Consider the following 12,886-nt stretch of genomic DNA (forward strand, 5'->3'; position numbering starts at 1 on the left):
GCCGGCCACCGCCGCGGGGGGCTGCGGCGCGCGCAGGGCGGTGTGCCAGGCGGCGCGCCCTTCCGTCCAGTTGGCATTGCCGCCATCGAACAGCTCGGCGCGGGCGGCGTCAAAGCCCTGTTGCGCCAGCAACGCCGCCGACGCTTCCTGCAGGGCGGGGGAGTGGGCTTGCGCGCTTAGGTCCAGGCGCAGCCCCGGGGCGTTGATCAGCCGCAATTGTTCGCCGCGTCGCGACGCGGCGTTCGCTGCTGCGGTGAATTGGTGCCAGGCCGGACTGTTGGGAAGGGACATGGGGGTCAGAAAGGCAGTTTGGCTTCCGGCGCGAGCTTGCCCAGCTCGCGGCGGAAGTCGGCTTGGATGCGTTGCAGCGCCTCGGTGGTCTGCGCTTCGAAGCGCAGCACGACGACCGGCGTGGTGTTGGACGGACGCGCCAGGCCGAAGCCGTCCGCGTATTCCGCGCGAACGCCGTCGATGGTGATCACGCGGCGGGCGTCGGGAAATTGGCCTTGGTCCTGCAATGCCTGGACCAGGGTGAAGGGCTGGCCTTCTTCCATCTCCAGCTTCAGTTCGGGCGTGGACACGTCTTGCGGCAGGGCTTCCAGCGGCGCGCACGCATCGGCGAAATGCGACACGATCTCGAGCAGGCGCGCACCGGTGTACAGGCCGTCGTCGAAGCCGTACCAGCGTTCCTTGAAGAATATGTGGCCGCTCATTTCACCCGCCAGCGGCGCGCCGGTTTCAGCCAGCTTGGCCTTGACCAGCGAATGGCCGGTCTTCCACATCAGCGGCACGCCGCCTGCGGCTTCGACCGACAGCCCCACGTGGCGGCTGCACTTCACGTCATAGATGATGGTGGCGCCGGGGTTGCGTTCCAGCACGTCGCGCGCGAAGAGCACCAGTTGGCGGTCCGGCCAGATGATCTGGCCCGATTTCGTAACCACGCCCAGGCGGTCGCCGTCGCCGTCGAAGGCCAGTCCCAGTTCGCAGTCGGTTTGCGCCACGCACTGGATCAGGTCTTGCAGGTTCTTGGGTTCGGCGGGGTCGGGGTGGTGATTGGGAAAGGTGCCGTCGACGTCGCAGAACAGTTCGGTGACCTCGCAGCCCAACGCGCGGAACAATTGGGGCGCGACCGCGCCGGCGACGCCGTTGCCGCAGTCGATCGCGATCTTCATGGGGCGGGCCAGCTTGACTCCGGACGCCACGCGCGCGATGTAGGTGGCCACCAGATCCAGTTGGCGGCGGACGCCGGCGCGCTCGGCCGGGGCGGCAGCGCCGCCGTTCATCGTGGCGCTCAGGGCTTGCACGTCGTCGCCGTACAGCGCGCGACCGCCCATCATCATCTTGAAACCGTTGTACTTGGGCGGGTTGTGGCTGCCCGTGATGGCCACGCCTGAGCCGCATTGCATGATATGCGTGGCGAAATAGACGAGGGGGGTGGGGACCATCCCGATGTCCACGGTGTCCACCCCGCCTTCCAGCATGCCCTCTTGCAGCGCCGTCGACAGCATCTCGCTGCTCAGACGGCCGTCGCGGCCCACCACCAGCGTCTGGACGCCTTGCGCGCGGGCACGGGCGGCCAGCGCCCCGCCCAGGGCGCGGGCGAACGCGGCGTCGATCAGGTCCGGGACGGTGCCGCGGATGTCATAGGCCTTGAAGACAGAGGCGGGAAACTGCGTGTTGTGATTGCCCACGACGATTCCTTGAGAAGGGTGTTACAGCACGGGTTCTGACGGGGTGACATGGTAAACCCGCGCATCAAAACCCGCCTGGCAAGGGGGTCAAGGTCGAATTATCCTCCATTGGAGGGTAGCCCCTCATCCGGCGGGCGGAGTAGGGCGTCTTAAGGGTTGGCGCGCGCCCTGATTTGGTGCATGCAGGGGGCGGGCCGCCTTGATCCGGTGCGGGGCTGGAGGCCACCTGAAGGGCCTTTGCCAGGGCGCTTGGCGTGGCATGGAAATTGCTCGTCATCCGAAGGTGATACGCTTGCTATGCAAGCAGAAAGACCGGGAGGGGCCATGGGTGCCAAAGTTTCTACTGTCATGTCGTCGAGGGGAGCCACCAGCAGGCGCGGCCCCCCCACGGACTATGCCGGGCCGGCCGCCGGCCGCGAGCGCCGGCTTGATATCCATGTATTCGTATCGGAAACCGGCGAACTGGCCACGGGCCGCGCCTGGGAACGCTGTGTTTGGCGCGAGGCGCGGGTGCTGATCGCCGAATGCCCGGCGCCGCACCTGCCATCTTCCGTTGAGGCCGCGTTGCGGACCATCGCCGCCGATGTCGCCCGCGACCGCGGATGGCAGGGGATGGGTACGGTGGCCTTTTCGCTGGACGACCGCAGCGGCGTGTTCCGGGTGTCGGACGCCCAAGCGCAGCCGAACGCCGCCGGCTCCCCCGTCGCCGGTCCAGACCCGGACGCCGCCCATGCGCTGGAGATGCGCATCGACGGCTGCGTCGACCGCCGCTTGCCCTGCACGCGCCTGCTGGTGTGTGGCGCGACGCGCGGCGAGGCGTTGCGCCGCGCCTACCGCGCGCTGTCGGAAATGCCGGGACCCGCGGGCGTCGACCGGGCTTTTCTCATGAACCGCATCGCATCCCGGGCCTACTGCTCCGGGCTGACCGGCACGCGGCTGGATCAGGCGGTCGGTTAGGGGCCGGGCTTTGGCCGCCCCTACGGCGGGGCGATTCCGCCCCTACAATAGTCCGCATATCCCTTGACCTGCGCCTGGGCGACACCAGGCCACTCTTGTGCGGCGCCTATGACTTTGCTGAGCGATCTACAGTCCCTGCTGGGGTTTTCCCATGTGCTGACCGGCGCGGACGCCGAACCCTATGTGCAGGATTGGCGCCGGCGCTACCGGGGCGCGGCGCTGGCGGTCATCCGGCCGGGCTCGACGCAAGAGGTCGCCGCCGCCGTGAAGCTGTGCCTGCACCATGGCGTGCCGGTGGTGCCGCAAGGCGGCAATACCGGCCTATGCGGCGGCGCCACGCCGGACGACACCGGCCGCGCCGTGGTGCTGTCCACGGCTCGCCTGACCGCCGTGCGTAATCTGGATACCGCCAACGACACGATCACGGTCGAGGCGGGCTGCATCCTGCAATCCGTCCAGGAAGCCGCCGCGGCGGCCGACCGGCTGTTCCCGCTCAGCCTGGCTGCCGAAGGCAGTTGCACGATTGGCGGCAACCTGGCCACCAACGCCGGCGGCACGCAGGTGCTGCGCTACGGCAACACGCGCGACCTGACGTTGGGCCTGGAGGTCGTGACAGCGGAAGGCGACATCTGGAATGGCCTGCGCGGTTTGCGCAAGGACAACACCGGCTATGACCTGCGCGACCTGTACATCGGCAGTGAAGGCACGCTGGGCATCATCACCGCCGCTACGCTGAAGCTGTTTCCCCGGCCCGTGGCGTCGTGCACGGCGCTATTGACGCTGGACACGGTCGACCACGCGGTGGACGTGCTGTCGCGCGCGCGTTCGGGCTTTGGCGCGGCGCTGACCGGGTTCGAGCTTATGAGCGGCGCCTGCCTGCAAGCCGTGGTGCGCCTGTTCCCGCAGCAGCGTCTGCCTTTCGAAGGCGCTTCGGCCGAATCGCCCTGGTTCGCGCTGCTGGAACTGTCCGACAGCGAAAGCGAGGCGCACGCTCGCGACCGCTTCGAGGCGGTGCTGGGCGACGCCATCGACGCCGGCCTGATCAACGATGCGGCCATCGCCGCCAATGTGGCGCAGAGCAAGGCGTTATGGCACTTGCGCGAAAGCATCCCGCTGGCAGAAGCCGAGCTGGGCAAATCGGTCAAGCACGACGTGTCCATCCCCATTTCGTCCATCGCCGGCTTCGTGCACAAGACCAATGCCTTGTTGCAAGCGCGCTTTCCGGGCGTGCGCCACGTGATCTTCGGCCACCTGGGCGATGGCAACCTGCATTACAACGTGGCCAACGCGCCCGGCCAGACCGAGAGCGAACTGCTGGCGCTGCAAAGCGAGATCTACGGCGTGGTGCATGACAGCGTGCATGCGCACAGCGGCTCGATCAGCGCCGAACACGGCGTCGGGCAGCTCAAGCGCGATGAACTGCCGCGCTACAAGAGCCCCGTCGAACTGGCGCTGATGCGGCGGATCAAGCGTGCGCTGGACCCGCAGGGGTTGATGAACCCGGGCAAGGTGCTGCAAGCCTGAGCCGCCCGGAACACGCGTTGGTCCTGACTTCCAACAAGGAACTTCAACTATGGCTGCCAGCCCCGCGGCGGGTGCGAACAACCGGATCCTGATCGTCGAAGACGACGCCATCATCGCCGGCAATCTATTCACCTTCCTGGAGGCGCGGGGTTTCCTGCCGGACGTGGCCTACACCGGCCATGCGGCGCTGGAGCGCGTGAAAGAACAGCGCTTCGATGCCGTGATCCTGGACATCGGCTTGCCCGGCATGGACGGCAACGCGGTGCTGCACGTCCTGCGCAACGACATGCGGGCGTCGGTGCCGGTGCTGATGCTGACCGCGCGCGACAGCCTTGAGGATAAGCTGGCGGGGTTTTCGCACGGCGCGGACGACTACCTGACCAAACCCTTTGCCCTGCTGGAAGTCGAGGCCCGCCTGCTGGCCCTGATCCAGCGCGCGAAAGGCGCCACGGTGGATTCGGTACGCCAGTTCGGCCCGCTGCAGTACGACACGCGCAGCCGCGGTGTATCGGTCAATGGCACGCCTGTGCACCTGACGCGCAAGGCCGGCCTGATCATGGAGGCGCTGATGCGCGATCCGGGCAGGGTGGTGGCGCGCGAAGAGTTGGAGTCCGTGCTGTGGGGCAACGAGCCCCCTTCTTCCGATGCGCTACGGAGCCAGGTTCACCTGCTGCGGCGCGCCTTGGCGGACGCCGGCTTCGACGGCATCGAGACCCTGCACGGCACCGGCTGGCGGCTGGTCGCGGCCGGAGACGCGCCATGACACGCGTACCCAGCGGCACATTGACCCAGCGGGTGGTGTGGGCGCTGACGGGCACGGTGGCGCTGTTCGTGACGGCGCTGGCCTTGCTGGCCTATCTGACCTTCGACCAGATGGAAGACGACCTGGTCAACGACATCCTCAATACGGAAATGGACCGGCTGGTGCAGCACGCGCGCGCCAGCGACGAGTTCATGCCGCGTCAGGGCGCGCGCGAGCTGGGCGGATCCATGCGGGCATGGATGAGCGTCGACGGCCAGCGCCCCGCCGGCATTCCCGACGAAGTCCTGGGGCTGGAGAGCGGGCTGCACCTGATCGAACCCGGCGCCTATACCTGGCACGTGATGGTGGCCGACACGGGGCGGGGCAAGGTCTACCTGCTGTACGACGCCACCGACAACGAAGAGCGGGTGCACGACTTCGGCCTGATCGTGCTGGGGGTCGGCGCCATCTGCGTGATCGGCGCCTATGCCCTGTCGCGCCGGGTGGCGGCGGTGGCGGTAGGGCCATTGCTGGACTTGACGGACCGGCTGGCGACCTGGGCGCCGGGATCGCCCGACCTGGCCGTCACGCGCGACGACGAGGCCGGCCGGCTGATCGAGGCCTTCAACCGGGTGCAGAACCAGGTTGACCGATCGATCGCCCGCGAACGCGAATTCGCGGGCAACCTGAGCCACGAGGTGCGCACGCCGCTGGCCGCGATCCGGTCGGACAGCGAACTGATGCTGCTGACCCAGGCGCTGACGCCGGACCAGCGCCAGCGCCTGACCCGCGTGGTGGATAACGTGGATGATGTGATCGTATGCCTGGAAAGCGCCCGGGCGATGGCGCGCGACCAGTTGCTGCCACCGGCGCCCGTGGACGTCGCAGCGTGCATGGAAGACGCCTGGCGCGGCTACGAGGCCCAGGCCGGGCAGGCCGAGTTGCGCTGGGACAACCAGATCGCGCCCGGCCATGTCCTGACGCTGGACCGCTATGCGCTGCTGACCGTGCTGCGCAACCTGGTGCGCAACGCGGTGGAGCACGCCGCCCCGGCGACGCTGACCACCCGTTTCACCGCCCAGGGCGTGCTGGAACTCAGCGACGATGGTAAAGGGATCGCCGTGGATGATTTGCCGTTTCTGTTCCGCCGTTACTACAGCGGACGGATGCGCGATTCCAACGCCGGCGACCGTGACGAGACCGCGCGGGGCCTGGGGCTGGCGATCGCCAAGCGTGTCTGCGACATGCAGGGGTGGTCGCTGACCGTCGAGTCCTCGCGCGAGGCGGGATCCCGGGGAACGCGGTTCTCCCTCCGGTTCGACGCCGGCGTCGCCGATGCGTCCGGTGCGGCTTCCGGGGGTGTCGCGCCGGCGGCACAGGGTCGAATTTGACGAAATTTCGACTCTCGGCGAACTAAGCTCTTCGCTTGTCCGATGCGTCCCAGGTCTATTGACCCATGTCGTCCCCCTTGTTGCCTGCGGCGCGCGCGCCGTCACCTGTCTGGTACCTCTGCAGTCAGCTGATCGGCGTGACGCTGGCGCTTGCCTGCCTGGCCTGGTGGGCCAACGCCTCGGGCCTGGACCTGCGCATCGCGCGGGCGCTGTTCGATCCTGTCCTGGACGACTTCCCGCTGCATGTGAACCGCTGGCTGGATCTGGTGGGGCACCGCATGGTGCTGGCCTTGCCGATCGGCGTGGCGCTGGCGGCCGTGGGCGTGGCGGCGGCCAGTTTCCGCATCCCGGCCTGGCGGCCATGGCGCGGACCTGCCCTGGCGCTGGCGGCGACCTGCCTCATGGGCCAACTGGTGGTCAATCAGCTCAAGCACTACACGACGCTGCCACGGCCGTACGACCTGGAATCCTTGGGCGGCTATACGCCGTATCCGCTGCATTGGTGGACCTGGGTGCGTGCGCGCGCCGGGGGCGCCATGCCCAGCGGCCACGCGGGCGCCGGCTATTCGATGCTGACCTTGTATTTCGCCGGGTGGGCCCTGGGGCGGCCTGCCTGGCGCTGGTGGGGGCTGGCCGTGGGCGTGGTGGCGGGCGCCGGGTTTTCCGTGGTGCGTATCCTGCAGGGCGCCCACTTCCTTAGCCAGACGCTCTGGTCGGCCGCCTTGCTGTGGTTCCTGGCCGCGTTGTTCTTCTATCCGGTGGTCGCGGGGCGGGGCAGCTTGCGCGGCCCGTCCCAAGATCATTCCGGTCAGTTGAGCAGCACCCCGGGCAGCCACAGCGAAAAGGCCGGCACGTAGGTCACCAGCGCCAGCGCCGCCAGCAAGGCGCCGTAGAACGGCCAGATCGTGCGCATCACGGTGCCCACCGATACGCCGCCGATCGCGCAGCCGACGAACTGTGTCGTCCCGACTGGCGGCGTGTTCAGGCCCAACGCGCAGTTCAGCAGCATCACGATCCCGAACTGCACCGGCCCCATGCCGTACTGCATGCAGATCGGCAGGAAGATCGGCGTGCAGATCAGGATGGTGGCGGCCATGTCCAGGAACGTGCCCAGCACGAACAGGATGATGTTGACCATCAGGAAGATGGCCCACGGGCTGGTTGATACCGATGCCATCAGTTCGCCCGTTTTCTCCGCCACGCCGTAGAAGCTGATCAGGTAGCCGAAGGTGGCTGAAATGCCGATCAAGAGCAGCACGACGCCCGTCGTCTTGACCGCCTTGCTGGCCGCCCGCACGAACTGGTCCCAACTCAGTGACCGGTACACGAAGATCGTCAACGCCAGCGCATACAGCACCGCCACCGCCGCGGATTCCGTCGCGGTGAAGACGCCGCTCAGGATGCCCGTGATGATCAGCACCACCACGAACAGGCCTGGCGCCGCCGCGACCAGCGAACGCAGCACGATCCGCCAGCCTGGGAACGTGCCCGCCGGATATCCCCGGCTGCGCGCCACGAAATATGCAGCCGCCAGATTGCACAGGGTCAGGATCACCGCCGGCACGACGCCCGCCGCGATCAGCGCCGCGATCGACACCTTGCCGCCCGCCGCCAGCGTGTAGATGATGATGTTGTGGCTGGTGGGCATCAGCGCGCCGACCAGCGCGGCGTGTGTGGTGACATTCACCGCATAGTCCGCGTGATAGCCCTCGCGCTTCATCATCGGGATCATCACGGACCCCATCGCCGACACATCCGCCACGGGCGATCCCGACACGCCGCCGAAAAGCGTGCAGGCCACCACGTTGGACATGCCGAGCCCCCCGCGTACGTGCCCCACCAGCGACTTGGCGAACGCCACGATGCGGTCGGCGATGCCGCCATACAGCATGAGCTCGCCCGTGAAGATGAAGAAGGGGATGGCCAGGAACGAGAACGCGTTCATGCCGGAGGTCATCTGCTGGAAGGCCACCGCCAGCGGAAGGTCCTCGACCATGATGGCAGTAATGGACGACAGGCCGATGGCGAAGGCGACCGGCACGCCGATCACCAGGAACCCCATGAACGTAAACGAAAGCAGTGTCAGCGCCATGCCGGTACCACCTTATGGTTGCGCAGGATGGCGATGATGTGCTCGATGGAGAAGAGCGCGATCAAGGTGCCAGACAGGGTTGCGGGGATGTACTTCCAGGCGTTCGAAATCCCCAGGTTGGGGATCTTGTAGGCCGCGACGGATTCAGCCAGCACGCCACAGTTCCAGGCCATCAGCACGCCGAACAGCAGCACCAGCAGATGGATGAAGATCCGCAGCCGGCGCTGGCCGGCTTTGGGCAGCGCATCCAGCAGCGATTCGAAACCGATGTGGCCCGCGTCGCGCACGCCGACGGCCGCGCCCAGCATGGTTACGTACAGCACCAGCAGCAGCGCCAGGCTTTCCGCCCAGGTCGGCGTGCTGTTGAGCACGTGGCGGCCGACAATCTGCAGGGTCACGGCGACGATCAGGCAGACCAGCCCGAATACGCTGGTCCACATGCAGAACCGCGCCAGTGCCGCGCAGCCTCGGGTATAGGCATCCAGCGGGGCAGCCAGGGCTTGCGCCCGGCCCCCCGCGACGACATCGGTTTCATTCGTGGGTGTGGCCAACATGGTGCCCTCACTGGACGGCCTGGATCTTCGCGACCAGGTCTTTCATTTCGGGCGTGGTCACGAAGCGTTCGTACACGGGCTTCATCGCGTTCTGGAACGAGGCTTTGTCCACGTCCACGATTTGCGAACCGGCGCGCTCGACCACGGACCGCGACTTCTGTTCCCGCTCGTCCCACAGCTTGCGCATGTAGGGCACGGATTCGCGCGCCGCTTCCCGCAGGATCTTCTGGTCGTCCGGCGGCAGCTTGTCCCATTGGCGCTTGGAGAAGATCAGGATCTCCGGCGTCATCGTGTGCTCGGTCATCGCGTAGTACTTCGCGACCTCGTAGTGGTGCGCGCTTTCGTAGCTGGGGAAATTGTTTTCGGCCGCATCCACCAGCCCTGTCTTCAGAGACGTGTAGACCTCGCCCATTGGCATCGGCGTGGCGTTCCCGCCCATCGCCTCGACCATGGCGACGGACAGATCGGATTGCTGGACGCGGATCTTCAGGCCTTTCGCATCGGCCAGCGTCTTGATCGGCTTGTTGCGCGTGTACATCGACCGCGCGCCGCTGTCATACCAGGCCAGGCCGACAAAACCCGCGCCCTCGCACGAGCGCAGGATCTGGTCGCCGATCTCGCTGTCCAGCACTTTGTGCAGATGCTCCTTGGAGCGGAACAGGAAGGGCAGCGAGGGCACGCGGGTGGTCTGGCAGATGTTGTGCATCGCGGCGCTTGAAACGCGGGCCATGGCCAGGGCGCCCAGCTTCACTTGCTCGATCGAATCGTCTTCGTTGCCCAGCGCGCCGCCGGCGTACACCTTGACCGTGATGCGGCCGTTGGTGCGTTGCTTGACCAGTTCGCCGAAGTGGCGCACGGCCAGCACGGTGGGATAGTCGTCGGGGTGGATGTCGGCCGAGCGCAGCTCGGCGGCGTGGGTGGCGGGAATCAGCGTCAGCAAGGCAGCCGCCGCCAAAATGGCGCGGGTCAGGGTGGGGCGCAGCATGTCTACCTCCGGTTGGAGTACGGCGTTTCGTCAGTGGCCAGGACGGCCTCGAAGCTCTTTGATATAGATGGGCTTGCTTACTTCGCTTTGGGGCGCGCGACGGCCGCCCCGGTCGGGTGCTAACCGGCGCTTGCGGTTTCCTCCAGGCCCTGCGCGCCGGGGCGCAGGGCGAACACGGCGCCTTCAAGGGTGCCGGGGGCAGCCGATGGCGGGCGGATCGACGTAATGAACAGCGTATCCATGCCGGCGCCGCCAAATGCGCACATCGCGATGCGCGCGGCGGGGACGTCCAGGGTCCGGTCCAGCCGGCCGTCGGGCGTGTAGCGGTAGACGCGGCCGGCCTCGTTGCCGCAGATCCAGTAGCCGCCGTCGGTGTCCACCGCCGCGCCATCCGGACGGCCGGCGGGCAAGGCGGCGATGAATGGGCGGCGGTTGTGCGGCGTGCCCGTTTCGACGTCGTAGTCGAAGGCCCAGACCATGGCGCGCGAAGGGTGGGAGTCCGACAGGTACATCGTCCTGCCGTCCGGGCTGAACGCCATGCCGTTGGGCACGATCAGGCCGTCCAGCAGGACGGCAAGGCCTCGGGCGTCGTAGCGGTACAGCCGGCCGGCAGGTTGCGCCAGCCCCATGTCCATGACCATCGTGCCCGCCAGGAAACGGCCTTGCCGGTCGCAGCGCCCGTCGTTAAAGCGCATGCCGGGCGCCGTGTGCGCGACGGGGGCCAGTGGCCGCGGCTCGCACGGCAGGCCGGCTTGCAGCGGGCCGCAGGCATACAGGCCGTCTTCCATCGCCAATAGCCAGCCGGGGCCGCGCATCGCGATGCAGCCGGCCATCTGGGGCAGCGCCCATTGCGCGATGTCGCCGCTTGCCGGCGTCCAGCGCCACAAGGTCTTGCCCGGAATGTCGGTCCAGGTGAACGCCTGGTCGGCGGCGCGCCAGACCGGGCTTTCTCCTACGCCGCACAGCATGTTCCCGATACGTTCGGCGGTTGCGGGCATGGCGCGGCTACTCGGCCGGTGAAGGCGTAGGGAAGGGGAAGGGGCCGGCCTTGACGAAAGCGCCGCCCTGGTAGCGGGCGGCGGGATCGTCGGCGGGCAGCGGGGGCTGTGCTTCGACCTGCGCGCGGAAGCGTTCGGATGAGTCCTTGGGGACGAACCCCAATACGCGCGCGGCGTCGTCGTTCCACCAACTGTCGCGGTTGGCCGATGCGCCGTACACGATCAGGTGGCCGACCTCCGGCGCGAAGAGCGCGCGCGTGACCAGGTCGGTCAGGTCGTCGTAGCTGAGCCACGTGACCATCATGCGGCGGTCCTTGGGTTCGGGGAACGACGAGCCGATGCGCAGGCATACGGTTTCGATGCCGTAGCGGTCGAAATAAAAGCGCGACAGGTGCTCGCCGTACGCCTTGCTCAAGCCGTAGTAGCCGTCCGGGCGCAGCGGCACGTCCGGGTCCAGCTGTTTGCCCTGCTCATAGAAGCCGATGACGTGGTTCGAACTGGCGAACACCACGCGCCGTACGCCATGGATGCGGGCCGCTTCGAACAGGTTGTAGACGCCCTGGATGTTGGCGGGCAGGATCTCTTCGAACGGCCGTTCCACCGAGACGCCGCCCAGGTGCACGATGGCGTCGACGCCCTGCACCAGCCGGGACACCGCGGCGGCGTCGGCCAGGTCACAGGGAATGGCCTCTTCCCCGGGGGCGGCGGGGGCGGGGGCGGCCAGGTCGGACACGCGCAGCACCTCCGCATGGGCCTTCAACCGGGGACGCAGCACTTGGCCCAGGTTGCCGGCGGCGCCGGTCAATAACAGGCGATGGCAGCGTAACGAGGCGGGTACGTCGGTGACAGTTCGGCTCATGGCGCAATGCTCGGTGGGAGGCGCTGGGGAGTGGACTTATCTGGTACGTTATCGTACAACTTGAGCAAAGTATAATGAGCGCCAAAATTCAGCGTCAAGCTTTGCGCAACCGCCTTCGGATAATCCCTGATGAACGCTCCTGTCGATACCCCCGTCTTGCCGCAGCGTCGTCCCCGTAACCTGGCCCAAGGCCTGGTCGAGAACATTTCCGAACGCATCCGGGGCGGCAACATCCGTCCGGGCGACAAGCTGCCCACCGAATCCGAGATCATGCGCCAGTTCGGCGTCAGCCGCACCGTCGTGCGCGAGGCGCTGTCACGCCTGCAGGCGTCGGGGCTGGTCGAGACGCATCATGGCGTAGGCACCTATGCGCTGGAACCCAGCGGCGGCGGCGATTTCCGAGTGGACCCTGCCGACATCGCCACGGTGCGCGACGTGCTGGTGCTGCTGGAATTGCGCATCTGCCTGGAAAGCGAGGCCGCGGGCCTGGCCGCCATCCGCCGCAGCGATGTGCAGCTGCAAGAGATGCGCCGCGCGCTGGACCTCTTTCGCAGCGCACTGGAAAGCGGGGGCGACACGATCACCCCGGATTTCCAGTTCCATCTGCTGGTGGCGCAATCCACCGACAACCGCTACTTCGCGGATCTGATGTCGCACCTGGGTTCGGCCATCATCCCGCGCACCCGCATCAATTCCGCCAAGTTCGCGCACGAAGACCGCGCGGCCTATCTGGCGCGCGTGAACCTGGAACATGAAGACATCTACAACGCGATCATGCGTCAGGATGCGGAAAGCGCTCGTGCGGCCATGCGCACGCATTTGAGCAATAGCCGCGAACGACTGCGCCGCGCACAATAGGCGGCCGGCGAGGCGCGCAGGCGCGCTCGTGCATCGATGCTAGTGTGTCTCCGTGCATTCCCGCGCTTGAAATATGATGTCGTACAACAAGTAAAGCCAGCGATGTCGCTGCCAACGCCTGCGAAACCGCGTTAACCTTGGCCCGTTTTGATTTCAGGACAACGAGGCGGCATGGCTTTGCTCGGCATATTCAGCAGGACCCTTTCATCCGAACCGGCGGATTCGCGCCACCCTT

12 protein-coding genes and 1 pseudogene are annotated in these 12,886 nt (G+C 67.1%); 6 read left to right on the forward strand and 7 right to left on the reverse strand.

Annotated features, from left to right (window positions below; all coding sequences use genetic code 11):
* A pseudogene (locus HG262_RS22575) lies at positions 1 to 291 on the reverse strand (glucose-6-phosphate isomerase); the annotation flags it as partial.
* Positions 292 to 296: 5 nt separating this feature from the next.
* Entirely contained in the window at positions 297 to 1,691 is a 1,395-nt protein-coding gene (locus HG262_RS22580; protein ID WP_169273150.1) for a phosphomannomutase/phosphoglucomutase, read from the reverse strand.
* 348 nt (positions 1,692 to 2,039) lie between these two features.
* Between HG262_RS22580 and HG262_RS22585 the strand changes: the two genes are divergently transcribed.
* The 5 genes from HG262_RS22585 to HG262_RS22605 all read left to right on the forward strand — a co-directional run bounded on the left by HG262_RS22585 (position 2,040) and on the right by HG262_RS22605 (position 7,162).
* The gene (locus HG262_RS22585; protein ID WP_248293464.1) at positions 2,040 to 2,648 is read left to right on the forward strand and encodes a hypothetical protein; all 609 of its coding nucleotides are present in this window, start codon (positions 2,040 to 2,042) and stop codon (positions 2,646 to 2,648) included.
* Positions 2,649 to 2,756: 108 nt separating this feature from the next.
* Positions 2,757 to 4,172: an FAD-binding oxidoreductase gene (locus tag HG262_RS22590; RefSeq protein ID WP_169273152.1), complete on the forward strand. Its 1,416-nt coding sequence runs from the start codon at positions 2,757 to 2,759 to the stop codon at positions 4,170 to 4,172.
* Between the two features lie 49 nt (positions 4,173 to 4,221).
* Positions 4,222 to 4,935, forward strand: coding sequence for a response regulator transcription factor (locus HG262_RS22595; protein ID WP_169273153.1), 714 nt, complete (start codon positions 4,222 to 4,224; stop codon positions 4,933 to 4,935).
* On the forward strand, positions 4,932 to 6,305 hold the full coding sequence (locus HG262_RS22600) for a HAMP domain-containing sensor histidine kinase (RefSeq protein ID WP_169273154.1): 1,374 nt from the start codon (positions 4,932 to 4,934) through the stop codon (positions 6,303 to 6,305). Before HG262_RS22595 ends, HG262_RS22600 begins: the two co-directional genes overlap by 4 nt.
* Before the next feature lie 65 nt (positions 6,306 to 6,370).
* A complete protein-coding gene (locus HG262_RS22605; protein ID WP_169273155.1) occupies positions 6,371 to 7,162 on the forward strand; it encodes a phosphatase PAP2 family protein in 792 nt (263 codons plus the stop codon).
* Here the strand turns inward: HG262_RS22605 and HG262_RS22610 are convergent.
* From HG262_RS22610 to HG262_RS22630, 5 genes are all read right to left on the reverse strand, one after another.
* Positions 7,114 to 8,397, reverse strand: a complete 1,284-nt coding sequence (locus tag HG262_RS22610; RefSeq protein WP_169273156.1) for a TRAP transporter large permease — start codon at positions 8,395 to 8,397, stop codon at positions 7,114 to 7,116. The genes HG262_RS22605 and HG262_RS22610 overlap by 49 nt on opposite strands.
* A complete protein-coding gene (locus tag HG262_RS22615; protein ID WP_169273157.1) occupies positions 8,388 to 8,951 on the reverse strand; it encodes a TRAP transporter small permease in 564 nt (187 codons plus the stop codon). The genes HG262_RS22610 and HG262_RS22615 overlap by 10 nt, the downstream gene beginning before the upstream one ends.
* Positions 8,952 to 8,958: 7 nt before the next feature.
* A complete protein-coding gene (locus tag HG262_RS22620; RefSeq protein ID WP_169273158.1) occupies positions 8,959 to 9,936 on the reverse strand; it encodes a TRAP transporter substrate-binding protein in 978 nt (325 codons plus the stop codon).
* 119 nt (positions 9,937 to 10,055) lie between these two features.
* Positions 10,056 to 10,934 carry an SMP-30/gluconolactonase/LRE family protein gene (locus HG262_RS22625; protein ID WP_169273159.1) on the reverse strand — a complete coding sequence of 293 codons (879 nt, stop codon included), beginning with the start codon at positions 10,932 to 10,934 and terminating at the stop codon, positions 10,056 to 10,058.
* Positions 10,935 to 10,941: 7 nt separating this feature from the next.
* On the reverse strand, positions 10,942 to 11,793 hold the full coding sequence (locus HG262_RS22630; protein ID WP_169273160.1) for an NAD(P)-dependent oxidoreductase: 852 nt from the start codon (positions 11,791 to 11,793) through the stop codon (positions 10,942 to 10,944).
* A gap of 129 nt (positions 11,794 to 11,922) precedes the next feature.
* On the opposite strand from HG262_RS22630, the gene HG262_RS22635 reads away from it, so the two are divergent.
* Positions 11,923 to 12,651 (forward strand): FadR/GntR family transcriptional regulator, encoded by a 729-nt coding sequence (locus HG262_RS22635; protein WP_169273161.1) that lies wholly within the window; start codon positions 11,923 to 11,925, stop codon positions 12,649 to 12,651.
* Positions 12,652 to 12,886: the final 235 nt, after the last annotated feature.

This window comes from Achromobacter sp. Bel, from assembly GCF_012928505.1.
Taxonomy (GTDB): domain Bacteria; phylum Pseudomonadota; class Gammaproteobacteria; order Burkholderiales; family Burkholderiaceae_B; genus Achromobacter.

What these genes read in the sequence shown, in the direction of transcription:
- HG262_RS22620 (WP_169273158.1), bottom strand. Translation starts at nt 9,936, where the DNA reads ATGCTGCGCCCCACCCTGACCCGCGCCATTTTGGCGGCGGCTGCCTTG.
- HG262_RS22600 (WP_169273154.1), top strand. Translation starts at nt 4,932, where the DNA reads ATGACACGCGTACCCAGCGGCACATTGACCCAGCGGGTGGTGTGGGCG.
- HG262_RS22635 (WP_169273161.1), top strand. Translation starts at nt 11,923, where the DNA reads ATGAACGCTCCTGTCGATACCCCCGTCTTGCCGCAGCGTCGTCCCCGT.
- HG262_RS22605 (WP_169273155.1), top strand. Translation starts at nt 6,371, where the DNA reads ATGTCGTCCCCCTTGTTGCCTGCGGCGCGCGCGCCGTCACCTGTCTGG.
- HG262_RS22585 (WP_248293464.1), top strand. Translation starts at nt 2,040, where the DNA reads ATGTCGTCGAGGGGAGCCACCAGCAGGCGCGGCCCCCCCACGGACTAT.
- HG262_RS22625 (WP_169273159.1), bottom strand. Translation starts at nt 10,934, where the DNA reads ATGCCCGCAACCGCCGAACGTATCGGGAACATGCTGTGCGGCGTAGGA.
- HG262_RS22590 (WP_169273152.1), top strand. Translation starts at nt 2,757, where the DNA reads ATGACTTTGCTGAGCGATCTACAGTCCCTGCTGGGGTTTTCCCATGTG.
- HG262_RS22615 (WP_169273157.1), bottom strand. Translation starts at nt 8,951, where the DNA reads ATGTTGGCCACACCCACGAATGAAACCGATGTCGTCGCGGGGGGCCGG.
- HG262_RS22630 (WP_169273160.1), bottom strand. Translation starts at nt 11,793, where the DNA reads ATGAGCCGAACTGTCACCGACGTACCCGCCTCGTTACGCTGCCATCGC.
- HG262_RS22595 (WP_169273153.1), top strand. Translation starts at nt 4,222, where the DNA reads ATGGCTGCCAGCCCCGCGGCGGGTGCGAACAACCGGATCCTGATCGTC.
- HG262_RS22610 (WP_169273156.1), bottom strand. Translation starts at nt 8,397, where the DNA reads ATGGCGCTGACACTGCTTTCGTTTACGTTCATGGGGTTCCTGGTGATC.